This is a genomic window from Arthrobacter sp. GmRoot5-12, from assembly GCF_059739365.1.
In genome coordinates this window covers 2,871,417-2,894,012 of record NZ_AP046056.1, presented here as the reverse complement: position 1 = coordinate 2,894,012, position 22,596 = coordinate 2,871,417, and the positions used below count along the sequence as shown (strand labels likewise).

Annotated in this window: 24 protein-coding genes; 12 read left to right on the top strand and 12 right to left on the bottom strand. The window is 67.1% G+C overall.

Going from position 1 to position 22,596, the window contains the following annotated elements:
• Positions 1–212: 212 nt before the first annotated feature.
• Positions 213–620 carry a VanZ family protein gene (locus tag AC6JAM_RS13290; RefSeq protein ID WP_497934907.1) on the top strand — a complete coding sequence of 136 codons (408 nt, stop codon included), beginning with the start codon at positions 213–215 and terminating at the stop codon, positions 618–620.
• 10 nt (positions 621–630) lie between these two features.
• Here the strand turns inward: AC6JAM_RS13290 and galU are convergent, their stop codons facing one another.
• From galU to paaA, 7 genes are read right to left on the bottom strand one after another with little or no spacing between them, the layout of a single operon-like run.
• Entirely contained in the window at positions 631–1,521 is an 891-nt protein-coding gene (galU, locus tag AC6JAM_RS13285; RefSeq protein WP_497934905.1) for a UTP--glucose-1-phosphate uridylyltransferase GalU, read from the bottom strand.
• 9 nt (positions 1,522–1,530) lie between these two features.
• Positions 1,531–2,340, bottom strand: a complete 810-nt coding sequence (locus AC6JAM_RS13280) for an enoyl-CoA hydratase/isomerase family protein (protein WP_497934903.1) — start codon at positions 2,338–2,340, stop codon at positions 1,531–1,533.
• A gap of 24 nt (positions 2,341–2,364) precedes the next feature.
• Positions 2,365–3,591, bottom strand: a complete 1,227-nt coding sequence (gene paaE, locus AC6JAM_RS13275; RefSeq protein WP_497934901.1) for a 1,2-phenylacetyl-CoA epoxidase subunit PaaE — start codon at positions 3,589–3,591, stop codon at positions 2,365–2,367.
• Between the two features lie 9 nt (positions 3,592–3,600).
• Positions 3,601–4,122, bottom strand: coding sequence for a 1,2-phenylacetyl-CoA epoxidase subunit PaaD (paaD, locus tag AC6JAM_RS13270; RefSeq protein ID WP_497934896.1), 522 nt, complete (start codon positions 4,120–4,122; stop codon positions 3,601–3,603).
• Between the two features lie 5 nt (positions 4,123–4,127).
• Complete coding sequence (gene paaC / locus AC6JAM_RS13265) at positions 4,128–5,054, bottom strand: 1,2-phenylacetyl-CoA epoxidase subunit PaaC (protein WP_497934893.1); 927 nt, start codon at positions 5,052–5,054, stop codon at positions 4,128–4,130.
• Positions 5,051–5,431, bottom strand: coding sequence for a 1,2-phenylacetyl-CoA epoxidase subunit PaaB (gene paaB / locus AC6JAM_RS13260; RefSeq protein WP_488315952.1), 381 nt, complete (start codon positions 5,429–5,431; stop codon positions 5,051–5,053). Before paaB ends, paaC begins: the two co-directional genes overlap by 4 nt.
• Positions 5,432–5,481: 50 nt before the next feature.
• The gene (gene paaA, locus AC6JAM_RS13255) at positions 5,482–6,477 is read right to left on the bottom strand and encodes a 1,2-phenylacetyl-CoA epoxidase subunit PaaA (RefSeq protein WP_497934891.1); all 996 of its coding nucleotides are present in this window, start codon (positions 6,475–6,477) and stop codon (positions 5,482–5,484) included.
• Positions 6,478–6,834: 357 nt separating this feature from the next.
• Between paaA and AC6JAM_RS13250 the strand changes: the two genes are divergently transcribed.
• From AC6JAM_RS13250 to AC6JAM_RS13215, 8 genes are all read left to right on the top strand, one after another.
• Positions 6,835–7,860 carry a hypothetical protein gene (locus tag AC6JAM_RS13250; RefSeq protein WP_497934886.1) on the top strand — a complete coding sequence of 342 codons (1,026 nt, stop codon included), beginning with the start codon at positions 6,835–6,837 and terminating at the stop codon, positions 7,858–7,860.
• A gap of 106 nt (positions 7,861–7,966) precedes the next feature.
• Positions 7,967–8,359, top strand: coding sequence for a cupredoxin domain-containing protein (locus AC6JAM_RS13245; protein ID WP_497934881.1), 393 nt, complete (start codon positions 7,967–7,969; stop codon positions 8,357–8,359).
• A 154-nt stretch (positions 8,360–8,513) separates the two neighbouring features.
• Entirely contained in the window at positions 8,514–9,284 is a 771-nt protein-coding gene (locus AC6JAM_RS13240; protein WP_026265692.1) for a CHRD domain-containing protein, read from the top strand.
• A gap of 269 nt (positions 9,285–9,553) precedes the next feature.
• A complete protein-coding gene (locus tag AC6JAM_RS13235; RefSeq protein ID WP_223992519.1) occupies positions 9,554–10,015 on the top strand; it encodes a sortase domain-containing protein in 462 nt (153 codons plus the stop codon).
• Between the two features lie 48 nt (positions 10,016–10,063).
• Positions 10,064–10,693: a hypothetical protein gene (locus tag AC6JAM_RS13230; protein ID WP_478222978.1), complete on the top strand. Its 630-nt coding sequence runs from the start codon at positions 10,064–10,066 to the stop codon at positions 10,691–10,693.
• A gap of 74 nt (positions 10,694–10,767) precedes the next feature.
• Positions 10,768–13,431: an AMP-binding protein gene (locus tag AC6JAM_RS13225; protein WP_497934873.1), complete on the top strand. Its 2,664-nt coding sequence runs from the start codon at positions 10,768–10,770 to the stop codon at positions 13,429–13,431.
• 169 nt (positions 13,432–13,600) lie between these two features.
• On the top strand, positions 13,601–14,575 hold the full coding sequence (locus AC6JAM_RS13220; protein ID WP_497934871.1) for a hypothetical protein: 975 nt from the start codon (positions 13,601–13,603) through the stop codon (positions 14,573–14,575).
• A gap of 226 nt (positions 14,576–14,801) precedes the next feature.
• Positions 14,802–15,383 carry a hypothetical protein gene (locus AC6JAM_RS13215; RefSeq protein WP_018768771.1) on the top strand — a complete coding sequence of 194 codons (582 nt, stop codon included), beginning with the start codon at positions 14,802–14,804 and terminating at the stop codon, positions 15,381–15,383.
• A 142-nt stretch (positions 15,384–15,525) separates the two neighbouring features.
• Here the strand turns inward: AC6JAM_RS13215 and AC6JAM_RS13210 are convergent, their stop codons facing one another.
• The gene (locus AC6JAM_RS13210; protein ID WP_497934869.1) at positions 15,526–16,407 is read right to left on the bottom strand and encodes a helix-turn-helix transcriptional regulator; all 882 of its coding nucleotides are present in this window, start codon (positions 16,405–16,407) and stop codon (positions 15,526–15,528) included.
• Between the two features lie 93 nt (positions 16,408–16,500).
• On the opposite strand from AC6JAM_RS13210, the gene AC6JAM_RS13205 reads away from it, so the two are divergent.
• Genes AC6JAM_RS13205 through AC6JAM_RS13195 form a run of 3 tightly spaced genes read left to right on the top strand, consistent with a single transcriptional unit; the run spans position 16,501 to position 19,315 of the window.
• Positions 16,501–17,382: an aldo/keto reductase gene (locus AC6JAM_RS13205; RefSeq protein WP_497935960.1), complete on the top strand. Its 882-nt coding sequence runs from the start codon at positions 16,501–16,503 to the stop codon at positions 17,380–17,382.
• A 25-nt stretch (positions 17,383–17,407) separates the two neighbouring features.
• Complete coding sequence (locus AC6JAM_RS13200) at positions 17,408–18,436, top strand: aldo/keto reductase (protein ID WP_497934867.1); 1,029 nt, start codon at positions 17,408–17,410, stop codon at positions 18,434–18,436.
• Positions 18,437–18,484: 48 nt separating this feature from the next.
• Positions 18,485–19,315, top strand: a complete 831-nt coding sequence (locus tag AC6JAM_RS13195; RefSeq protein ID WP_497934865.1) for an oxidoreductase — start codon at positions 18,485–18,487, stop codon at positions 19,313–19,315.
• A 169-nt stretch (positions 19,316–19,484) separates the two neighbouring features.
• Here AC6JAM_RS13195 and AC6JAM_RS13190 read toward each other — a convergent pair whose 3' ends face one another.
• From AC6JAM_RS13190 to AC6JAM_RS13175, 4 genes are read right to left on the bottom strand one after another with little or no spacing between them, the layout of a single operon-like run.
• Complete coding sequence (locus AC6JAM_RS13190; protein ID WP_497934863.1) at positions 19,485–20,033, bottom strand: DinB family protein; 549 nt, start codon at positions 20,031–20,033, stop codon at positions 19,485–19,487.
• 38 nt (positions 20,034–20,071) lie between these two features.
• Positions 20,072–21,457, bottom strand: a complete 1,386-nt coding sequence (locus AC6JAM_RS13185) for an FAD-dependent oxidoreductase (protein ID WP_497934862.1) — start codon at positions 21,455–21,457, stop codon at positions 20,072–20,074.
• Positions 21,454–22,158, bottom strand: a complete 705-nt coding sequence (locus AC6JAM_RS13180) for an aquaporin (RefSeq protein WP_497934861.1) — start codon at positions 22,156–22,158, stop codon at positions 21,454–21,456. The genes AC6JAM_RS13185 and AC6JAM_RS13180 overlap by 4 nt, the downstream gene beginning before the upstream one ends.
• Entirely contained in the window at positions 22,155–22,505 is a 351-nt protein-coding gene (locus tag AC6JAM_RS13175; RefSeq protein WP_497934860.1) for a metalloregulator ArsR/SmtB family transcription factor, read from the bottom strand. Before AC6JAM_RS13175 ends, AC6JAM_RS13180 begins: the two co-directional genes overlap by 4 nt.
• Positions 22,506–22,596: the final 91 nt, after the last annotated feature.

The following is a 22,596-nucleotide window of genomic DNA, read 5'->3' as shown; positions in this document are numbered from 1 at the left end:
TATTTGATCTATGGGGAGACATTGGCGCAGGGCACCACGCGAATACGACTTTTCTATCCCGCTCCCCCGCCCACAGGTGCTCGGCTACGCCCTTCTCGTTCTCCTCGCCGCCTGTGCCTTCGCCACCGCCACCTTCGCCCTTCTACGGACGTCCTGAGGCCCCTTTGAGAATCCTCACCAACCACCGGCTGTGGCAGCTAATCCTCGCGGCCATGGTGGTTCCGTTGGCGCTTCTCGCCTTCTGGCCGACACCCGTAGACCAGCCCGTCTCAGGGCAGCTAGCCATTGTGTTGAATTTCATCCACCACCACGGTATTCCCCGCTGGTTTAACTACGACTTTGTGGAACGATCCGCCAACGTTGGCCTTTTCCTTCCCGTTGGTTTTGTGGGCGCCCTGGCATTTCCCAACAAAAAATGGTGGCAAATCGGCGCTTTCGGAATGCTCGTTTCCGGCTGCATCGAACTGGGACAGTTCCTGTTTCTTCACAGCCGTTTTGCAAGCCCGTCAGATGTCATGACCAATACGTCAGGTGCTGTCATCGGCGCCCTGGTGGCACTCCTGGCCGTGCAAAAAGGGAGGCCCGCCGCCTTCCGGCAACGGGCCTCCCAAAAACAATAGAACGCCAGGGCTATCCGACGAAGCCCTTCATCCAGGTCTTCAGGTCCTCGCCGAACTCCACGCGCTCGGAAGCCAGCGTGATGACGGCCTTGAGGTAGCTCAGCTTGTCACCGGTGTCATAGCGGCGGCCCTTGAAGACCACACCGTACACCCCTGAGCCTTCGCCCTCGCCGGCTGCGAGGGTCTGCAGGGCGTCGGTCAGCTGGATCTCGTTGCCACGGCCGGGAGCGGTATTCTCCAGGACGCCGAACACCGAGTGGTGCAGCACGTAGCGGCCGATCACGGCCAGGTTGGACGGTGCGTCAGCGACCGCCGGCTTCTCCACCAAGCTGTTGACGCGGACGTAGTCCTCGCCTTCAACAACCGAGATGTCCGCGCAGCCGTAGGCACTGATCTGGGAGGGGTCAACCTCGATCAGGGCGATCACCGAACCGCCAGTCTTCTGCTGCACCTCCATCATGGTGCCCAGCAGGTTCTCAGCCTCGTCAATGAGGTCGTCACCCAGGAGCACGGCGAAGGGCTCGTCACCCACGTGCTGCTGGGCGCAGAGCACAGCGTGACCCAGGCCCTTGGCCTCACCCTGGCGGACATAGTGGATGGGGCCCAGGTTGGAGGCGTACTCCACCATGCCCAGCTTGTCCTTGTCCCCCTTGGCCTCGAGCGCGGCCTCCAGGCCCGGCTCGCGGTCGAAGTGGTCCTCCAGGGCACGCTTGTTGCGGCCCGTAATCATCAGCAGGTCCGTGAGGCCTGCGTCAATCGCTTCCTCCACCACGTACTGGATGGCCGGGCGGTCAACCACCGGCAACATTTCCTTCGGCATTGCCTTGGTGGCGGGCAGGAAGCGTGTCCCCAATCCGGCAGCAGGAATGACGGCTTTGGTAATAGCTTTCCCCTTAGTCATAGCTGAACCTTACAAATCAGCGGCAGACAAAGGCAATTTGCCCCCCGTGAACTTCGGCTCGCGCTTCTCCTGGAAGGCCCGGAAACCCTCCGCATAGTCGTCGGTTTTGCAGAGGCGAGCCTGCTCCTCGTTCTCCTCCTGCATGGCCTGCCACAGACCCAGCCGCTGGTCGCGGATGTGCGCCACCAGCTCCTTCGAGGCAACGAACGCCTCGGTGGCACCGGCGGCCACGCGCTCCACGATGGCCCTGGTGGAGTCCAGCAGTTCGGCGGCCGGCATGGCGCGGCTGAACATCCCCTGCGCCACGGCCTCGGCACCCGAGATCAGGTCCGCGGTGTAGATCAGGTCCAGCGTGCGGTGCATGCCCAGCCGCTCGGTGAAGTACCAGTGCCCGCCCGAGTCCAGTGTGGCCCCCAGTTTGGCGAACGGCGAGCCGAACTTGGCGTTCTCCGCCACGTACACCACGTCCGTGGCCAGCAGCAGCCCCAGCCCCACGCCCAGGCACGCCCCCTGCGCCGCGGCAAAGGTGGGAGCGGGAAAAGAAGCCATCTTCTTCAGCAGCGGCTCCACCAGCCCGCCCAGGTACGCTGCGGCGTCGTCGCTCTCCGGGGTAACCCCCGCAATGTCCCTGCCCGCGCAGAAGGCGCGGCCCTCTCCCCTCAGCAGCAGCGCCCGCACCTCACCGCGTGAGGCGGCGGCAGCAGCGTCGTCGTACGCCTGTGCTAAATCCCGCAGCGCCTGCTCATCCAGCGAGTTCAGCTTGTGCGGTGCGTCCAGGACGACTTCTGCAACACCGTTGCTGATGGAAAGGGAAATCATGGGGCTCCTTTGGTGAGTAACAACTTAGACGTCGAAGTCGACCGTGACTTCCTTGCTGGTGGGGTGGCTCTGGCAGGTCAGGACGTAGCCCCTGTCCAGTTCATCCTGCTCCAGCGCGTAGTTCTCGTCCATGGTCACGCTGCCGGTGACCACCTTGGCGCGGCAGGTGCCGCACACTCCGCCGGCGCACGCGAACGGCACGTCCGGGCGGACCCGCAGCGCGGCGTTGAGGATGGACTCGCGGGCGTGCGTGGGGCTGGCCACCTCGCCCTGCAGGCCGTCCAGCTTGAACGTGATCTTGTACGTCTCCTTGGACTCATCCACCACCACGGGACGGCCGGCCTGCCCCTCCGGGCGGTCCGGCTTGCCGGACGTAAACAGCTCGAACCGGATGTTCTCCGGCTTCACCCCGCGCTCGTCCAGCGTGTCCCGGCACAGCTGCACCAGCTCGAACGGCCCGCACAGGAACCACTCGTCCACATCGTCCGCGTGCAGGGCGGTGCCCAGCAGCTGCTGCAGCTTCTCCGCGTCGATCCGGCCGGACAGCAGCGGCGCGATCCGCTGCTCGCGCGAGAGCACGTGGTGGATGGCCAGCCGCTGCGGGTACTTGTCCTTCAGGTCCGCCAGCTCCTCCAGGAACATCACGTCCATGGCGGCCTTGTTGGCGTAGATCAGGTCGAACCGGGTGTCCGGGTTGGCTGCCAGCAGCGTCCGGGCGATGGCGATCACCGGGGTGATGCCGGACCCGGCCGCGATGGCCACGAAGTTCCCCGGCTCCCCCGCCAGGTCCTCCGGGTGGTTCATGGAGTTCATGACGTTCTGCTCCACGGCCACACCGTCCCGGCCGTGCTTGGACACGAACGCGCCCATGGGGCTCATCACGTCCAGGGTGTCCCCCGCCTTCAGCTCGGCGTTGGCCCACGTGGAGAACAGCCCGCCCAGGTCCTTCTTGATGGCCACGCGGATCTCGCTGGTGCCGTCCGCGAAGCTGCGCGGCTCGGCGCAGATGGAGTAGCTGCGGCGGATCTCCTTCGGCTCGCCGTTCTCATCCGGCAGCGTGGTGCGCAGGGCCACGTACTGGCCGGGCAGGTAGTCGAACTTGCCGGCGAGCTCCGCCGGCACATGGAAGCTGACCTCGATGGCATCGTCGGTGAGCCGGCGCACCTCCTTCACCGTGAGGGTGTGGAAGGACGGACGACGGCGGCCGGTCAGCTCAGCCTCTTCGGCGGCGGTCTGGCGGACAACAGGCATGGGGCTTCCTTACAGGACTTTGAAGTAGTCGAACGGTTCCTTGCAGTCCTGGCACACATAGAGGGCCTTGCAGGACGTGGAACCGAAGCGGGTGAGTTCCTTGGTGTTGAGGCTGTTGCACTGCGGGCACTTCACGGCCAGGCTCAGCCGGACCGGGCCGGAATGGCCGCCGGCCTTGCTGTGCCCGGTGGGCGGGGCGATGCCGTACTCCTGCAGCTTCTGCTTTCCGGCCTCCGTCATCCAGTCCGTGGTCCAGGCCGGGGCCAGGACCAGGTCCACGTGCACGTCCGCGTAGCCCTCCTTCTTGAAGGCGGCGTAGACGTCGTCGCGGATGGCGTCCATGGCCGGGCAGCCCGAGTACGTGGGCGTGATGGTGATAGTGACGCTGTTGCCCTGCACGTCCACGTTGCGCAGGATGCCCAGGTCCGCGATGGTGAGCACCGGGATCTCCGGATCCACCACGGTGGCCGCGATGTCCCAGGCCCGCTGCTGCGGGGTCCGGGTGCGGCTTTCGAAGTCCGAGATGTACATGGCTGTCACCAGCTGGCCCCGGGATGCTCGCGGGCCAGCACCTGCATCTCCGCAAGGATGTAGCCCAGGTACTCCGAGTGCTTGCCGTACCGGCCGCCGCCCGGGGCTGCGGGCACGTCCGGGACTTCCAGTTCGGCCTCGGTGAGGATTTCCGCGGTGAGGCGGTCAAAGTCCTCCCTCAGCGAGGAAGGGGCGACGGCGGCACCCGCCTCAGCGAGGCGCTGCGTCAGGTCATCGTCCTGGAACAGTTCGTTGACGTACGGCCACATCAGGCGCAGGCCGTGGATCATCCGCTTGCGGGATTCCTCGGTGCCGCCGGCCAGGCGCAGCACCCATTGGGCGCTGTGGTCCCGGTGGTAGTCCACTTCCTTGACGGCCTTGGCGGCGATGGCGGCCAGGGTTGCGTCGGTGGATCCGGTGAGGCGGCGGTAGAGCTCGTACTGGTAGTAGCTCACCACGAACTGGCGGGCGATGGTGGCCGCGAAGTCGCCGTTGGGCTGCTCGAACAGCTGGACGCTGCGGAACTCGTGCTCGCGGCGGAAGTACGCCAGGTCATCCTCGGACTTGGCCGAGCCATCCTCGTTGGTGAACGCGGCGCCGGCGTAGGTGAGGAAGCTGCGGGCGTGGCCCAGCTGGTCCAGGGCGATGTTGCCCAGGGCGATGTCCTCCTCAAGCTCCGGGGCGCGGGAGATCCAGTGGCCCAGGCGCTGGGCGAGGATGAGGGCGTCGTCGCCCAGGCGGAGGGCGTACTCGGCGATGTCCTCCGAGGGCTTCACCAGGCCGGTGCGGACCTCGAGGGCGATGTCCTCCGGGCGCAGGGCGTTGCCGGGGGTGATGCGGGTGGCGGAGGCGTTGGAGTCGCCGCCGGCCACGCCGGTGGAGATGTCGCCGTGGCCGGTGGTTTCGTGGGTGCTGGTTTCGGGGGTGCTCACAGGTGCTTCACCCCTTCGCTCTTGGTGTAGTACGTGGCGTGCCGGTAGTCCTTGCCCTGCGGGGACTCGAAGAAGGAGCCCTTGGAATCGGGATCGCTGGCGGCGATGGCGTCCGCCGGGACCACCCAGATGGAGACGCCCTCGTTGCGGCGGGTGTAGAGGTCCCGTGCATTCCGCAGGGCCATGGCGGCATCCGGGGCATGCAGGGATCCGGCGTGGACGTGGCTCAGGCCGCGGCTGGACCGGACGAAGACCTCCCAGAGGCCCCAGGCGCTCTTGTCATGGTGCTCCTGCGGGGCTGGCGATGCCTTGGGGGCTTCGCGGTTGATCTCGGTGGCGGAGCTGGCCGGGGTTTCCGGGTTGCCGGCTGGGGCCACGCCGACCGGGGTCCCCGGCCGAGCTTGCGAGGTTGGGGCGTCGGTGGGGATCATGCTGCGTATTCCTTCTGCTGCTTTGCTGACTTTTTTGCTGCGTAAGCCGCCGCTGCCTCGCGGACCCAGGCGCCGTCGTCGTGCGCTGCCCTCCGCCGCTCAAGGCGCTGGGCGTTGCAGGGACCGCGGCCGGCCAGGACCTCCTGGAACTCGTGCCAGTCCAGCGGGCCGTGCTCCCACTTCCTGGTGTCCTCGTTGAAGCGGACCTGGTCATCGGGGAGGGTGAGGCCCAGGACCCTGACCTGCTCCACCATCATGCCCACGAAGCGGCTGCGGAGCTCGTCATTGCTGAACCGCTTGATGTTCCAGGCCATGGACTGCTTGGAGTTGGGCGAATCGTCGTCCGGCGGGCCGAACATCATCAGGGCCGGGGCGTACCAGCGGTTCACGGCGTCCTGGGCCATCTGCTTCTGCTCGGGGGTGCCGTTGGAGAGTTCGAGGAGGATCTCGAAGCCCTGGCGCTGGTGGAAGGACTCTTCCTTGCAGATGCGCACCATGGCGCGGCCGTAGGGTCCGTAGGAGGCGCGGCACAGCGGGACCTGGTTGCAGATGGCTGCGCCGTCCACCAGCCAGCCGATGGCGCCCATGTCCGCCCAGGTCAGGGCCGGGTAGTTGAAGATGCTGGAGTAGCGGGCCTTGCCGGCGATGAGGTCGTCCATCATCTTGTCCCGCGACTGGCCCAGGGTTTCGGCGGCGGAGTAGAGGTAGAGCCCGTGGCCGGCCTCGTCCTGGACCTTGGCCATGAGGATGGCCTTGCGCTTCAGGCTGGGGGCGCGGGAGATCCAGTTGGCTTCCGGCTGCATGCCGATGATCTCGGAGTGCGCGTGCTGGGACACCTGGCGCAGCAGGGTCTTGCGGTAGGCCGCGGGCATCCAGTCGCGGGGCTCGATGCGCGAGTCCTCGGCGATGATCCGGTCGAAGTGGGCCTGGCCTGCGGCTTCTTCTTCCGGGGTTAGCTCAGCGGGCACTGACTGCAGGTTCTGCGCTGCCATGGTTGCTCCTATGCAAAGACCGTCTGGGACGTGCCGAATTATTTACCGACCGTTCGTTCAGGATATGCGGCAGCGCCGGACCTCGTCAAGCGTCCCCCTCCCCCCTCGCGACGCCCCATCACTTCCTGCCCCCTTTCCCGCGATCCCCCATCACTTCCTGCACCCTTTCCCCAAACGCCCCATCAGGTCCTGCGAAAGGTGCGTGCCGCCGTCGTTATGGCCTGTCAACTCTGGTTTTGGCGATGAGTCCGGTCATATACTTTCCACGCCCTACCGGGCCAAAATAACGAAACATCCCATGGTTCGGCGTTCCGATGCCGGCGACAGCAATGCGCGCAGTTTCTCCGTGAAGGATGGATGCTCTTGAGACGGTTCCTTGCCCTGGTATCTGCTGTTGCGCTGGCCTTCATTGCCATAACCGGGTTGAGTCCCGGTACCGCCAGGGCTGCGGCCGGGCTGTGCATGGGTGCGCCGCCTGCCGACGGCACCATGTACGCGGAGACCCGGCAGTTCGTGGATACGCAGTCGTGGTGGATGCCGGACGCTGACCAGGCCAACAACGCCGTCACCAACACCGGCCACCTCCACCTGGGGGCCTGCGTCCCGGAACGGGAAACCATCAGCTCGGGCAACCTCACCGTGAACGTCCGGGTGATCCTTCACGACAACCCCGGCAAGGCCAATTACGTCTCAATGGTGTTCCTCACGTCCGATGGCGAAATCGCCGTCCAGAAGTGCTACCTGCGGGCTTCTGCAGCGAACTTCACCTGCCCCGGACCGTCCGGCTCAGGCAAAGGCGACTTTACGTGCGCCGGGACCTGTGAGCGCTGGCTGACGTTCTCGCGCCCAATATCGGCGTTCAAGCATTCAGGCCTGCAGGAGATCCATCTCCGCGCGTTTGTCCCTGAACCGGACGGCAACGAAATGCGGGCCAGCCTGAACTGGCAAACGGAGATCCAAAACGGCAAGTCCCCGTCCGACGCCTCACGGTACCCGTTCCTGCGAGGCAAGGGCTGGTACACGCACGCAGGGTACTGTGAGTCGTCGGTCCGCAGCGTCCCCATACCCGATGCTCCGGTGTCGGGCACCTGGGCGCCGGTAGTTGGCCTGACCACCCACCCCAACAACTCCCTCCCGGCCACCCACTCCTTCATCTCGATCGATCCGGACTTCCATGCGGTTCCGGCCAACCCGGGGCAGGTCCTCTGGGACTCCGCGGGCGCTTTCGGACCGGAGCCCTTCGGGGCCGCTCCGATCGCGATTGACACCAGGGCACTGGCCAACGGCGTCCATAAGCTTCACCTCCGGACGTCCTGCCGCGACAACAAACTGGGCTCCACCAACTCCGGGGTCACCGTCATTCCCTTCACCGTGTCCAACTGACACACCATCCCGGAGGCCGGGGGCAACGAATAGGGTGCACGGGGTAGTTTCCGGAAGGCCCGCCATCCGGCGGGCAACGGGCGCATCCCTCCTGAAAGGTATTGCCATGAAAACTGCTTCTCGGATCTGGGCCGTCACCGTGGCCGTCGCCATGATCGGGATCACCGGGTGCGCTGCCGGGAGTGGTAATACTCCTGCCTCGCCTTCAACTGGTTCCCCCAAATCGTCGGCGGAGGGATCGGCGCAAGCCGCCACCTCGGTGATCACGATACGGAATTTCAAGTTCGAGGTCCCCACCACAATCAAACCGGGATCGATGGTGACGGTGACGAACGCCGACAGCGCCCCGCACACGGTGACGGCAAAGGACAATGGTGGGTTCGACGTTGCAGTCGATCCCGGTGAAACCGCAGTTTTCAAAGCGCCCGACTCACCCGCGGAGTACCGGTTCGTCTGCAGCTTCCATTCCCGAATGACCGGGACGTTGATAGTGAAGTGACCTTCACAGCCTCCATCAAAAGAGCAATGACCACACGGAAAAAGTGAATCAGGCCACGTCCACACCCATCCGCTGATGGTGCCGCCGCGAAGTACCGGTGTCTCCTCTCTGGGGACGCCAACATCACACGGACGTGAATGAGGAGATTTTCCGAATGAATAAGTCACTTCGCTTTATGGCAGTCCCCACCCTTGCCCTCGCCGCACTCGCCCTGTCCGGTTCCCCTGCAATGGCCGCCGACGGCTCATACCAGTCAACGCTGAAGCAGATCAACGGCAGCGCCGGATCGGGCACCGTCACAGTTGATGTCATGGGCAACCAGGCCCACGTCGTCCTCAAGGTGTCGGGCCTGCCCGCCACCTTCATGGATGCGCCGTACCCCCACGTCCAGCACATCCACGGCGGGGCCAAGGGCGTCTGCCCCGACCCTTCTGCGGACAAGGACGGCGACAAAGTCATCTCCACCACCGAGGGCGCACCCTCATACGGTGGCATCGTCACCACCCTTTCCACCAGCGGCGATACCAGTAAGGCAGCAGGCCTTGACCTGAAGGTCGCCGGACAGGGCGCTTCCTATACGGTGGACCGCACGTTCGAACTGAACGCCGAAACCAAGGCGGCCCTGGAATCCGGAACGGCAGTGGTTGTGGTCCACGGCCTTGACCCCGCCACCCTCAGCGCCGCAGGCCAGGCCGCCAAGAGTGATCTGGTTCCATCACTGCCGCTGGCGGCTACGTCCCCCGCCCTGTGCGGAACGCTGACGGCCGGCCAAATGAAGATGCCTGCAGGCGGCGCCAACACCGGCATCCCCTCTGAACCCGGCTCTGGCACCGACACAGGCGCCCTCGCCATCGGCGGCGGCCTGGCCCTGGTTGCCCTCGCAGGCGGAGCTTACGCCGTCCGCCGCCGGAACGCGGCAGCATAGCCAAGGCTGAACGGATCAATTCTGTGACATCAAGGAATTTCGGCCGCCGTGGAGGTCCCGGGGCCTCTGCGGTGGCCGGGGTTCTGCTCGCGCTTTCCCTGGCGGGCTGTGCCGCCGGGAGCGCCGCTACTTCAGACCCCAGGCCTTCCCCTTCCGCCTCCGCACCACAAGTTGCTTCCCCCGCGGTTACATCAACAGCACCGGCGCCCCCTGTTCCACCAGCAGCCCCTTCTCCACCAGAGGCCACGGCTGCGCCGCAGCCGCCGGCCGTGCTGGATGCCTCGCCTCCTGCTGTCCTGAGCATTCCTTCCATCGGGGTGCGGACGGACCTTCTCCACCTGGGACTGGAGGAGAACGGTTCGCTGAAAGTGCCGGAGGATGTGGGCAATGGCGCACCGGCCAGCTGGTACAACGGTTCCCCCACGCCCGGCGAACGGGGCCCCTCAGTGATCCTGGGCCACGTCAACGCCCTCGGAGGGCACAAGGGTGTGTTTGCTGACCTCCGGAAGCTGGGGCCCGGTGCCGAGGTCAACGTTTCACGGGCCGATGGCAGCACTGCCGTCTTCACCGTCGACCACGGGGCCCTTTACTCCAAAAACGAATTCCCCACCCTCGAGGTTTACGGCAACACTGCCGGTGCAGAGCTTCGGCTTATCACCTGCGACGGCTACGACCCCGCAACGGGGCTCTTCGATGACAACTACGTGATCTACGCCAAGCTCAAAGCCTGACAACAGCCGCGCACCCCGCTCCCAGGGGCCGGCAGAATTGGATGCGCCGTGAAACAGCACAAGTCCTTGCTGGCCTCCGTGGCCCTATGCACCCTGCTGCTTTCCGGCTGTGCAACAGCGGCGGGATCCGTCACCGCAGCAGGCAGTTCGACGGCGGCCCCACCGGCAACGTCACCGGCGGTGGGCCACGACGGCGGCGGCCACCACGCCCAGGGGTCAGCATCCCCAGGTCCGCCGGCGGGCGGGCCGAGCGCTGCTGCCCTGATGGTTTGCGGCGACCAGCCGAAGGAGAGGCTGCGGTCCATCCTGGACCTGGCTACGAACCCGCACACCGTGGACAGCTGGGCGGACAGCACCTTCACCTGCACCTACCATCTGGCCGAGGGATCGCTTGTCATTTCTGTCCAGGAAACGGCGGACAAGGCATCGGCACTCAAGTACTTCACCGCAATGCAGGCCCTCGCAAAAGGCGCAACACCCATCGACGGCCTGGCAAATCTTGGTTTTCCGGCATACGAAACGGCCGACGGATCCGCCGTCTTCCAGAAGGACAGCTTCGTGCTGCACGTTGACGCGTCGGGTCTTCCCCCCACCTTGGGGCCGGACAGCATCACCCGCAACGCCCTGGCCTACCAGCTTTCGACGACGATCCTGGCCTGCTGGGTGGAACACCACTAACCGACGGCTTTACGGCACAAAAATCTTTCCTAATCCATTTGAGTTAGGTTAGGTTACCCTTCTATGGTTCTCCGGTGACTACAGAGACAAAGCTCGCCGGGGTTCCGTTCGCCGCGGACCTGGCCCGCTTCGGCGACCGCCAAGCCGTCAGCGCCCACGGCCGGTCGCTGAGCTACCGGGAACTGGCCCGGCAGGTGGAGGACATAGTCCGGGCGTTCGGGCCGGGCCGGCGCCTCATTGCGCTGGAAGCCGGGAACACCCTGCCGGCCCTGGTGTCGTACCTGGCGGCCCTGTCCTCCGGCAATCCGTTACTGATCCTGCCCGCGGGGGACTCAGCCGCGGCCGCACTGGTGGCCGCCTACGACCCCGACGTTGTTGTCAGCGCGTCGGACGGCGAAGCGGTCCTGGATGTCCGGCGGCAGCAGACCCGGCACGACCTGCACCCGGAACTCGCGCTGCTGCTGAGCACGTCCGGGTCCACCGGCTCCCCCAAACTCGTCCGGCTTTCCGCCGACAGCATCCAGGCCAACGCAGCCGCGATCGCGGAGTACCTGCAGCTGCGCCCCAGCGATACCGCGGCCACCACCCTGCCCCTCTCCTACTGCTACGGCATGAGCGTGGTGAACAGCCACCTCCTGGCGGGCGCATCCCTGGCGCTGACCGACCTCTCGGTGGTGGACCCCTGCTTCTGGGACCTGGTCCGCAGGGAACACGTGACATCCTTCGCGGCAGTGCCGTACACCTTCGACCTGCTGGACCGCGTGGGCTTCAAGGACATGGAGGTGCCAAGCCTGCGCTACATCACCCAGGCCGGCGGACGGCTGGCCCCCGACCGCGTGCGCGCCTACGCTGAGCTGGGCCGGCGGCAGGGGTGGGACCTGTTCGTGATGTACGGGCAGACCGAGGCCACCGCCCGCATGGCCTACCTGCCGCCGGACCAGGCCCTGGAGCGCCCGGAGGCCATCGGCGTGCCCATCCCGGGCGGGTCCTTCCGGCTTGAGCCGGTGCCCGGCCTGGGCGCGTCCGAGCTGGTGTACTCCGGCCCCAACGTGATGCTGGGGTACGCCGAACAGCCGGCGGACCTCGGCCTGGGCCGGGTGGTCACCGACCTCCGCACCGGCGACCTGGCGCGCCGCGGCCCGGACGGGCTCTACGAGATTGTGGGCCGGCGCAGCAGGTTCGTGAAGATCGTTGGGCTCCGCGTGGATCTTGGGCAGGTGGAGCGGATGCTGGCGGACCTGGGGGTGACGGCTGCGGCCGCGGGCTCCGACGACGCGGTGGTGGCCGCCGTCGAAGGCGACCACGACGTGGCGCTGCTCGCCAAAACCCTTGCGCAGGGCCTGGGCCTGCCGCGCGCCGCCGTCGACCTTTGCCCGGTGCAAGCCATTCCGCGCCTGGGCAACGGAAAGCCGGACTATCCTGCCGTCGCCGCGCTCGCCGGTGGAGGAGAAGCGGACGACGGCGGCCCGGCCGGGGTTGTGGACGCGGGCTCGGATGACGTGCGGCGCATCTTCGCCGAGGTGCTGGAGGTGGACGAGGTTGCCGGGACCGATTCGTTCGTGTCCCTGGGCGGCGATTCACTGTCCTATGTGGCGGCGTCCGTCCGGCTGGAGCGGGCCCTGGGCTACCTTCCCGGGGGCTGGCACCTGATGCCGGTCTGCGAACTGTCGCCATCGCCGCACGTGGTGCCCGCCGCCGTCGCGCCTCCCGGCAGTGCCGGGCCTTCCGGCACTGCTGGGCCTTCCGGCACTGCTGGGCCTTCCGGCACTGCTTCCGGCAATTGGGTGCGCAGGGCCCGGCGGAGGCTGCTCGCGCCGATGGAGACTGGGATAGTGCTGCGCGCCGTCGCCATCATCGCGATCGTCTCCACGCATATTGGGTTCTTCCACTGGCAAGGCACGGCCCACGTGCTCATGGCGGTGGCCGGCTACAACTTCGCCCGCTTCCAGCTGTCGGGGGAGCGTACGGAACGGTTCCGGCGGCACCTGCGCAGCGTCGCGCGGATCGTGGTGCCGAGCGTTGCCGTGATCGCGCTGGCCTTCGCCGTGACGGACAAGTACGCCCTGCACAACGTTTTCCTGTTGAACTCACTGGTGGGGCCGGCGGGGTGGAGCGACTACTCGCGGTTCTGGTTCGTGGAGGTCCTGGTCCACATCCTGCTGGGCCTGGCCCTGTTGCTGGCGGTACCGGCCGTTGACCGGGCGGTGCGGCGCTGGCCGTGGGCGTTTGGGGTGGCCCTGGTCCTGGTGGATCTGCCCCTGCTTTTTGGCCTGGTGGAGAGCCGCTATCCGGGGCAGGGGCCGGTCCTGTGGCTGTTCGGGCTGGGTTGGGCGGCCGCCGCGTCCCGCACCCTGTGGCAGCGTTCAGCCGTTACGGTTCTCGCCGTCCTGGCGGCTCCGGCCTCCTTCGACAACCCGTACCGCAGCGCCACCATCCTGGCAGGATGCCTCATCCTGCTCTGGCTGCCCACGCTGCGGGTGCCCCGGGGACTCCACCGGATCATGGCGCTGCTGGCGAGCGCTTCGCTCTACATCTACGTCACCCACTGGCTGGTGTATCCCCTGTTTGATTCCGTTGACCTCTTCGAGCGGGCGGACAAAGGTTTGGCCGTGCTGGCGTCCCTGGCCTGCGGCGTCCTCTACTGGGCAGGGGCCGCCCGGGCCATGGGTGCGGCGGAACGGTGGATCAAGCGGCGGCGGTCCCTCTCCCGCGCCTCGGTTGAGCCGGCCGCTGTGTAGCGGGTTGGGCGCAGACCGGTTTTCGACGCGCAGATTCCCCTGCGCAGACCGTATGTTGCGTGCGCCGGGGAGCATGCGAGTCGAAAATGGGCGACCGCGTCGCCGGGGCTTTTCCACATAGCGGCACTCTCCACTACTGCAGCGAAGGTGTGCCGGGCAATGTGGTTGCATGACCGATCTTCCACCGTTGCTGTTGTCGCGCGACCGCAACCTGCTCGGGTTGAGTGCCAACGATCTCGCCAAACGCGTGCGGTCCGGCGCTTTGGTCCGGGTGCGGCACGGCATCTACATCGACGGCCCAGCGTGGCGGGCCATGAAACCGTGGGAACAGTACCGGGTCCGCATCCAGGCGGCCGCGGAAGCATTCGAGAAGCCCACAGTTTTCGCCCGCCATTCCGCGGCAAGCGTGTGGGAAATCCCCACCATCGGCTTTCATCACCCGGTCAAGGCACTCACATTGAAAAACGACGGCGGCCGGTCACGTGCCGGGGTCAGCCGGCACTTTGCGGCGCGGGCGGATTTGAAGGTGGTCCGGTTGGAGGGCCTCCTGGTCACCGACCGCATCCGGACTGTCCTGGACCTGGCGGCCTTCAGCCCCTTCGCCGAGGCCGTTGCGCCGCTGGACCATGTGCTCCGGCCGGATCCGCGCCGGCAGCTGCCTGCCATCACCAAGGCTGAGCTGGAGAGCGGGATGGGATCGATTTACTCCGCCGCTGCCACGCGGAGAATCCGGGCGGCCATCGAGTTTGCCGATCCCGCTTCAGGCTCGGCCGGGGAGTCCTGGAGCCGGGCGCTGATCCATGCGGCCCGCTTCGAACCCCCGGTCCTCCAACAGCGGTTTTCCGACGCGGACGGGCTGGTTGGTTACTCGGATTTCTACTGGAAGGAGTCCAGGGTTGTTGGCGAATTCGACGGCGAGGAAAAGTACCTCAAGTCCGAGTTCCTCAAGGGCCTGACCGCATCCCAGGCTGTTGTGGCTGAAAAGCAGCGCGAAAACCGGATCCGCGCCCTGGGCTGCAACGTGGTGCGCTGGGACTGGGCCGACCTCAAGGTGCCCGGGACGCTGGAACGGAAGCTGGCGGCGGCAGGTGTGGGCCGCCGTCGGACGCGCTCTGCCGTTATCGACGCGCAAAACCGCCTCTGACGCGCATATCCCTTCCCGCGCCCCGTATACGCGCGTCGCAAGGGAGCATGCGTGGCGACGACAAATATGCGCGTCGAAAACGGCAGCCGTGCACCGAAGCGGGGCCAGGAGCGGTGCATCAGCGGGTGATTTTTCCTTGTTGACGGCCACGCGACGGGGCTATGTTGGAGCTACGCCCGGGCCCGGCTGGGACGGCCATCGCTGACAGGTCTCGCAGAGGTATGTCATGAGTTATGTCCCCGTCAGCAGACGCACCATCAGGCTGCACCGTGAATCCGAGCGGTCCACGCGGCGCCTTGTTGCTGCCCTGTCCGGTGTTGCCATCGCGGCGTGGCTATTGTCCGTGTTGCTGTCAGCCGCGGTCAGCGTTGACGGCTTTGTCCACGACGTCGATCTGGTGGTGCATGACCTTTTCCTCGTTGTGGCTTTCGGCGCCATCATCCTGGTCGACTGGCATGGATTCCTGTGGCTGATCGGCCGGCGGACACTCGGTGAAATCATTCGACTCGATGGGGCAGCAACACCGTTAATCTGGGGTGGTCTGGCGGGCATGCTTGCCACCGGGGTGTTCCTGAGTCCGCACCTGGACAGCCCGATGACAGAGGTCAAGCTCGCGGCGGTCCTGGTGCTCAGCCTGAACGGAATCATGCTGATCCCCCTGATGCGGCGGCTCGCGCGGCTCCCTGCCAGGACTGCGTTCAAGGATCTATCCACTGGCCAGCGCGTCCACCTGATGTCATGCCTGGTGGTCTCGCAGCTCTGCTGGTGGACGGCGATCATCATTGGGTTCATCAACGCGCAGTCCTGACGCGCAAAGCCGCTGACGACGCGCACATTCCCTGGCGCGGCCCAAATATGGGGTGCGCTTACGAATATGCGCGTCGAGGACGGATATGGGGTTCACAACCGAATATGCGCGTCGAGAACGGGTTTGCGCAGCGCGGGCTGGCTCAGGTGGCCTTCTCCTGGGCCGGAACCCCGGCCGCCGCCTGCGTAGCCGCCCAGCTGGCGAGGACCTTCAGCGCGTCCTCGGACGGACTGCCTGGCTCGGCGGTGTAGATGTTGATCCGCAGCCCGGGATCCGCGGGGAGCTCCATCGCCTCGTAGGCCAGGTCCAGGTCCCCCACGATCGAGTGGTGGAGTCGTTTGCGGCCGGTGCGGTGGTACTTCACGTCGTGCCGGGCCCAGCGGACGCGGAACTCCCCGCTGCGCGTTGAGAGCTCCCCGATCAGGTCGGACAGGTCCTTGTCGTACGGGTTCTTCCCGGCCGTGGACCGCAGCACGGCCACGATGTCGTCAGCGGCGCGCTCCCAGTCGGCGAAGAACTCCCGCGCCTTCGGGCTCAGGAAGGTGAACCGTGCGCTGTTGGGTGGGGTGCCGCCGTCGGTCATCATCTCCAGGTACAGGGCCCGGCCCAGCTCATTGGACGCCAACACATCGCCGCGGTCGTTGCGGACCCAGGCCGGCGCCGCCGTAATCGCATCGATCACCCGCTGCACGCTGGGCCGCACCGTCTGCGGGCTCCGCTTGCGCCGTGCCCGCGGAGCAGCCGTGGACGCGCGGGCCAGGTCGAAAAGGTGGGCGGTCTCGGCGTCGTCCAACTGCAGGGCGCGGGCCAGGGCCTCCAGGACACTGTCCGACGCTCCGGACAGATTTCCCCGCTCCAGCCGGATGTAGTAATCGATGCTCATTCCGGCGAGCATGGCCACCTCCTCCCGGCGCAGGCCCTTAACCCGCCGGTTGCCGCCGTACGCGGGCAGCCCGGCGTCGTCCGGTGTGATCCTGGCGCGGCGGGAGGTCAGGAACTTCCGCACGTCATCGCTGTTCGTCATGGCACCCACGCTACGCCGGGCAAATATCCCAAGGGAGGGACTGCCAGCCCCTCCCACAAACCCGTCCACCCCAATACCGTGAAAGGCATGGTTATGGAACTCACGCTCAACAACAAAATCACAATGCCGGCGCTCGGCCTGGGCGTCTTCCAGAGTCCCCCGGAAGAGACCACGGCGGCGGTCCAGACAGCGCTCGAGGTGGGCTACCGGCACATCGACACCGCCGCCGCCTACGGCAACGAGCGGGAGGTTGGCGAGGGCATCCGCCGCTCCGGCCTGGACCGGGCCGACGTATTCATCGAAACCAAGGTCTGGGTGAGCGACTACGGCTACGACCGGACCCTGCACGCCTGGGACAAGGCCGCCGGCAAGCTGGGCGTGGAGCAGCTGGACCTGTTCATCCTGCACCAGCCCGCCCCGGACCGGTTCGAGAAGACCATCGCCGCGTACAAGGCACTGGAGACCCTGCTCAAGGACGGGCGGGTGCGGGCCATCGGCGTCAGCAACTTCATGCCTCACCACCTGGCGCAGCTGCTCGAGGAAACCGACGTGGTCCCGGCCGTCAACCAGATCGAACTGCACCCCTACTTCGCCCAGCGGAACGTCCAGGCGGCGGACGCCGAGCACGGCATCCTCACCCAGGCGTGGTCGCCGATCGGCGGCATCACGTTCTACCCGGGCTGGGGCGAGAACCGGAAGAACGTCATGCGGGACCCGGCGATCGCCGCCGTCGCGCAGGCCCACGGCAAGACCCCCGCCCAGGTGATGCTCCGCTGGCACCTGCAGCAGGGCCGCTCCGCCATCCCCAAGTCCACCAACCCGGCCCGCATCGCGGAGAACTTCGACGTGTTCGGCTTCGAGCTTTCCGCGGCCGAGCTCGCCGCCATCGACGCCCTGGACACCGGCGTCCGCAGCGGTCCCGACCCGGACGTGGCCCGCCCCGAGCGGTTCGCCATGGTCATCCCCGAAACCTAGAAGCCCAAGAAGAGAAGGAACCAGCATGGAATACCGCCCGCTTGGCCGCACCGGTGTGCAGGTCAGCCCCCTCTGCCTCGGTGCCATGATGTTCGGCCCGTGGGGCAACAACGACCGCGCCGACGCCACCCGCATCATCCACCACGCCCTGGATGCCGGCATCAACTTCGTCGATACCGCGGACGTCTATTCCGCCGGGGCCTCCGAGGAGATTGTCGGGGAGGCACTGGCCGGGCGCCGCGATGACGTCTTCCTGGCCACCAAGTTCTTTATGCCCATGGATGAGGACCGCCCCAACCGCCGGGGCGGCTCCCGCCGCTGGATCATGCGCGCGGTAGAGGACTCGCTGCGCCGGCTGAACACCGACTACATCGACCTGTACCAGGTGCACCGGCCCAGCCCTGACACCGATGTGGAGGAAACCCTGGGCGCCCTCACCGACCTGGTCCGCCAGGGCAAGGTGCGCTACATCGGCTCCTCGTCCTACTCCGGGTCCCAGATCGTGGAGGCGCAGTGGGCGTCCCGCGAACGGAACCTGGAGCGGTTCGTCACCGAGCAGCCGCCGTACTCCATCCTGACCCGCGGCATCGAGGAGGATGTGCTGCCCACTGTGCAGCGGCACGGGATGGGCACCCTCACCTACAGCCCGCTGGCCGGCGGCTGGCTTTCCGGCCGGTGGCGGAAGGACTCGGCATCCAGGCCCGCTTCCAGTGCCCGCCCCAGCGCCCGGTTCGACATGACCCAGCCCGCCAACCAGCGCAAGCTGGACATCGTGGAGGAGCTCGCCCAGGTGGCCGAATGGGCCGGCGTCACCCTGATCGAGCTGGCCATCGCGTTCGTGATCAACCACCCCGGCGTTACCTCCGCCATCGTGGGTCCGCGCACCATGGAGCAGCTGGAGTCCTACCTCCCCGCGGCGGACACCAAGCTGGCGCCCGAGGTGCTGGACCGCATCGACCAGCTGGTGGCGCCCGGCGTTACCGTCAACCCCGACGACAACAGCTACGGCGCCCATGAACTGACGGCACAGGCACGACGGCGGCACCGGGCTTAGCTGCCGAGCCCCGCCTCACCCTTTTAACCCCCTATGAAAGGAAAAACCATGGCAACGTGGCTCATCACAGGCTGCTCCACCGGACTTGGCCGGGCACTGGCGGAAGCCGTGCTCGCGTCCGGGCACAACGCCGTCGTCACCGCCCGCAAGGTGGAGACGCTGCAGGAGGTCACCGCCGGCTTCCCGGACACCGCGCTGGCACTCCCGCTGGACGTCACGGACAAGGCGCAGATCAGCGCGGCGGTCAAGGCGGCGGAGGAAAAGTTCGGCAGCATCGACGTGCTGGTCAACAACGCCGGCTACGGCTACCGGGCCGCCGTGGAGGAAGCGGACGACGGCGACATCCGCCGCCTGTTCGACACCAACTTCTTCGGGGCCGTGGACATGATCAAGGCAGTCCTCCCGGGCATGCGTGCCAACAAGGCCGGGTCCATCCTGAACATCTCATCCATCGGCGCCCGGATCACCCCCGCCGGCTCCGGCTACTACGCGGCCACCAAGGCGGCGCTGGAGGGCATGTCAGGGTCTCTGCGCAACGAGCTGAAACCGCTGGGCATCAACGTCACCGCCATCGAACCAGGCGGCTTCCGGACGGACTTTGCGGGCCGCTCGCTGACCCAGTCCTCGACGGCGATCGACGACTACGCGGACACGGCCGGCAAGCGCCGCAAGGAACACGACACCGCCCACGGCAACCAGCCCGGCGACCCGGACAAGGCCGCCCGGGCCATCATCGCCGTCGTCGAATCCGCCAACCCGCCGGGCCTCCTGGTCCTGGGCACCGACGCCTTCGGCGCGTTCGGTAAGGTGGCCGAAGCCCAGCGCGCCGAGCTGGAGCAGTGGCAGGAGCTGAGCACGAGCACCGACATCACGGACTGAGCCGGTCAGCCACCGGCCGGGCTGGCTTCAGCGACGCGCAACTTCATCTTCGCGGCTCATATTCCCCCACGCAGCCCAAATCAGGGCCGCGAAGGGGAATGTGCGCGTCGGAAATGAAGAGGCGCGTCGCAGCAAAACGGCGCAGGCCCGGTGCGAGGGTGAGTTCGCGCTACCTACCTGGGGGCAGGGACGGCAGCGTGGTCAGGCTGAGCTGCGCGCGGTGGTGACGGTAGTGCTTGGGCGCCCACTCCAGGACGTCCCGGCGGCTCATCCACGGCATGAAATAGGGGTCCCACGCGGTGGGCATCGTCATGCCGCGGCCCAGCGCATCCTGGTTAGCGTGGCCGTACCAGTTCACGATCACCGCCGTAGTCCGGTCCATCATCCGGAGCATGCCGGCTGGCTTCAGGACCCGGCCCCCGGCCGCGCTTCCGGCCCAGTTCACCCAGTTGTACGGGCGGGCGCACGAATCCAGGAGGCGGCTCCAGGTCCGGGAGGCCGGGGGCGGCAGGTGCGAGAACAGCCCCAGGAGCGGTATGCCCGCCAGCGTGATGTTCTGGCCCAGGACCATGTGGAAGAGCAGTTGCCGGTTGGTCCACCGCGTTCCGATGGACGGGAGGTCCAGCTCGTCATCGCTGGCGCCCAGGACGATGTTCCGGAAGTCGGCCGCGATCCACAGCAGGTCCGCCTTCACGGGGTCACTGTCCCGTTCCGTCATCGGGGCCTCCCGTCCTTGGACATCAGCCGGTGTTCACATCATAGGCTGGCAGGTTCGGCGGTGCGTCCGTGCTGCAGGCCCGTGGCGAAGCCGATGGTCACGGGCACCGGCGCGGACGTTCCGCAGCAGGAGTCCCCGGCGGTGTCGGCGGCGTCACCGGCCTCGGTAGGGAGGCTGGTGGAGCACACCCCGGTCTCCGGCAGTTCGAGTTCCACGGTGTCCGCGGCTTCGGTATCACCTGCCAGGGCTGCGGCGATGGAGCGGACCTGTTCGTAGCCCGTGGCCATGAGGAAGGTGGGCGCCCGGCCGTAGGACTTCATGCCGGCCAGGTAGAAGTCCTTTTCCGGCTGTTCCAGGATCCTGGCGCCATGGGCCGGAACCGTGCCGCAGCTGTGGAAGTCAGGATCGATCAGCGGGCCCAGGGCCTTGGGGGCATCGACGGCCGGGTCCAGGTCCAGCCGCAGCTCGGACAGGATGGACAGGTCCGGCCGGAACCCTGTGGCCGGAATGACCCTGTCCACGGTGAGGCTGCGGCCATCCGTTGCGTGCACGGTGACCTTGCCGTCACGGGTTTCGAGGCGGCCGGTGTGGAAGTTTGTGAGGAGCTGGACGGCACCGGTGTCGACGGCGGTGTGCAGCCGGGCGCCCAGCTGGCCGCGGGCGGGCAGCTGGTCGGCGTCCCCGCCGCCGTAGGCACGGGCAGGCGTGGCGGCCCGGATGGCCCAGAAGACTTCCGTTCCCGGGTTGGCGCGGGCCACGCGGGCCAGGTCCAGGACCATGTTGGCGGCGGAGTGTCCGGAGCCGATGACAAGGGTGCGGCGGCCGGCGAATCCGCCGCCGGTCACGTCCGGCAGGGGCCCGGTGACCAGCCCGGCGGCCCGGGCTTCCGTCTCACCCGGGGCGGGCAGGCCGGAAGCTCCCAGGGGCGCCGGCGTGGTCCAGGTTCCGGAGGTGTCAATCACGGCGCGGGCCAGGAGCTCCGACGTTTCCCCGCTGCCGTCCTGGATGCGCAGGAGGAACGGGGCGGCGTCGCGGCCCTGGCTGCGGCCCTTGTCCATGCCCTGCCGGCTGACAGCAACTACCTTCGTCCCGGTCCGGATCCGGTCCTTGAGTTCCGGTGTGGCGGCCAGCGGTTCCAGGTAGTCGGAGACGATCTGGGAGCCGTACGGCAGCGCGGTGGGGCGGGGCGCTGCCCAGCCGGCCCGTTCCAGCAGGCGCACGGCGGCGGCATCCAGGTTGTACTTCCACGTGGAGAAGACGCGCACATGGCCCCACTCACGGATGGCGGCACCCACCGTGGGCCCGGCCTCGAGCACGACGGGTTCCAGTCCGCGTTCCAGCAGATGCGCGGCCGCGGCCAGGCCGACGGGCCCGGCGCCGATGACGGCCACGGGGAGGGATGCGGAACTTGCCTTATGGCTCATGAGAGCACCTTTCGGTCGGCCGCCGGGGCGGCGGAAACAGCAGCAAAGGAGGGGTAGAGGAAGCGGACCAGGAGGAATCCGGCGGCGCCGCCCAGCAGCTGCGCCAGGATGAAGGCAGGGGCCGACGGCGGCGCGATGCCGGCAAAGGTGTCCGTGACGGTGCGCGCCATGGTCACCGCAGGGTTGGCGAAGCTGGTGGAGCTAATGAACCAATAGGCGGCCGTGATGTAGCCGCCGACGGCGAACGCCACGCGGTCAGCACGGCCCGACCGGACGGTGCCGAAGATGACCAGCAGCAGGCCCACCGTGGCAATGACTTCCCCAAGCCAGAGCGGGACGCCGGTGCGCTGGTGCGTGGACCAGCTGACGGCGTCCAGCCCGAACATCAGGTTGGCGGCCACCGTGCCGGCCAGGCCGCCCAGGATCTGCCCCGCAACCAGGCCGGCCGCCGTGGTGGTGTCGATCATCCCCAGCGCCCGCTCCACCAGGGTCACCACCGGATTGAACGACGCCGACACCGGCTGCAGTGCCATGATCAGCGCCACCAGCGCGGCACCCGTGGCGAGGCTGTTCTGCAAAAGCTGCAGGCCGACGTCGTCCGGTGACAGCCTGGAGGCCATCACGCCCGAGCCGACCACTGCCATCACCAGGAACGCGGTGCCGAGTAACTCTGCCGTGGCACGCCGGGCCAGACCGGTCATGCGGCCTGCCCGCCGATCAGGGCGGCCAGGTTCTGCAGGGCCTCGGTGCGGGCCCGGTAGTAGACCCACACGCCGCGCTTTTCCCGCTCCAGCAGCCCCACCTCATGCAGGATCTTCAGGTGGTGGCTGATGGTGGGCTGGGACAGCTCGAAGGCATCGTTGAGGTCGCACGCGCAGGCTTCGCCGCCCTCATGCGAGGCGACCATGGACATCAGCCGCAGCCGGACCGGATCCGCCAGGGCCTTCAGCAAGGGGGCGATCCCTTCAGCTTCCGGCAGGGACAAAGGCTCCCGGGCCAGCGGCGCGCAGCACGCCACCGCCTGGACCGGGGTCAACTCCAAAGACATAGACACACGTAAATATTTACACTCATCTATGTCTTTGGCAACCCCAACATTCCGCTGTACGAAAGAGCCCCTTGCACCCTTCTGCGCACGG

Bases quoted from the DNA above. Each gene is read 5' to 3' on its own strand.
- AC6JAM_RS13290 (WP_497934907.1), top strand. From the start codon at position 213: ATGGTGGTTCCGTTGGCGCTTCTCGCCTTCTGGCCGACACCCGTAGAC.
- galU (WP_497934905.1), bottom strand. From the start codon at position 1,521: ATGACTAAGGGGAAAGCTATTACCAAAGCCGTCATTCCTGCTGCCGGA.
- AC6JAM_RS13280 (WP_497934903.1), bottom strand. From the start codon at position 2,340: ATGATTTCCCTTTCCATCAGCAACGGTGTTGCAGAAGTCGTCCTGGAC.
- paaE (WP_497934901.1), bottom strand. From the start codon at position 3,591: ATGCCTGTTGTCCGCCAGACCGCCGCCGAAGAGGCTGAGCTGACCGGC.
- paaD (WP_497934896.1), bottom strand. From the start codon at position 4,122: ATGTACATCTCGGACTTCGAAAGCCGCACCCGGACCCCGCAGCAGCGG.
- paaA (WP_497934891.1), bottom strand. From the start codon at position 6,477: ATGGCAGCGCAGAACCTGCAGTCAGTGCCCGCTGAGCTAACCCCGGAA.
- AC6JAM_RS13250 (WP_497934886.1), top strand. From the start codon at position 6,835: ATGCTCTTGAGACGGTTCCTTGCCCTGGTATCTGCTGTTGCGCTGGCC.
- AC6JAM_RS13245 (WP_497934881.1), top strand. From the start codon at position 7,967: ATGAAAACTGCTTCTCGGATCTGGGCCGTCACCGTGGCCGTCGCCATG.
- AC6JAM_RS13240 (WP_026265692.1), top strand. From the start codon at position 8,514: ATGAATAAGTCACTTCGCTTTATGGCAGTCCCCACCCTTGCCCTCGCC.
- AC6JAM_RS13220 (WP_497934871.1), top strand. From the start codon at position 13,601: ATGACCGATCTTCCACCGTTGCTGTTGTCGCGCGACCGCAACCTGCTC.
- AC6JAM_RS13215 (WP_018768771.1), top strand. From the start codon at position 14,802: ATGAGTTATGTCCCCGTCAGCAGACGCACCATCAGGCTGCACCGTGAA.
- AC6JAM_RS13210 (WP_497934869.1), bottom strand. From the start codon at position 16,407: ATGACGAACAGCGATGACGTGCGGAAGTTCCTGACCTCCCGCCGCGCC.
- AC6JAM_RS13205 (WP_497935960.1), top strand. From the start codon at position 16,501: ATGGAACTCACGCTCAACAACAAAATCACAATGCCGGCGCTCGGCCTG.
- AC6JAM_RS13200 (WP_497934867.1), top strand. From the start codon at position 17,408: ATGGAATACCGCCCGCTTGGCCGCACCGGTGTGCAGGTCAGCCCCCTC.
- AC6JAM_RS13195 (WP_497934865.1), top strand. From the start codon at position 18,485: ATGGCAACGTGGCTCATCACAGGCTGCTCCACCGGACTTGGCCGGGCA.
- AC6JAM_RS13190 (WP_497934863.1), bottom strand. From the start codon at position 20,033: ATGACGGAACGGGACAGTGACCCCGTGAAGGCGGACCTGCTGTGGATC.
- AC6JAM_RS13185 (WP_497934862.1), bottom strand. From the start codon at position 21,457: ATGAGCCATAAGGCAAGTTCCGCATCCCTCCCCGTGGCCGTCATCGGC.
- AC6JAM_RS13180 (WP_497934861.1), bottom strand. From the start codon at position 22,158: ATGACCGGTCTGGCCCGGCGTGCCACGGCAGAGTTACTCGGCACCGCG.
- AC6JAM_RS13175 (WP_497934860.1), bottom strand. From the start codon at position 22,505: ATGTCTTTGGAGTTGACCCCGGTCCAGGCGGTGGCGTGCTGCGCGCCG.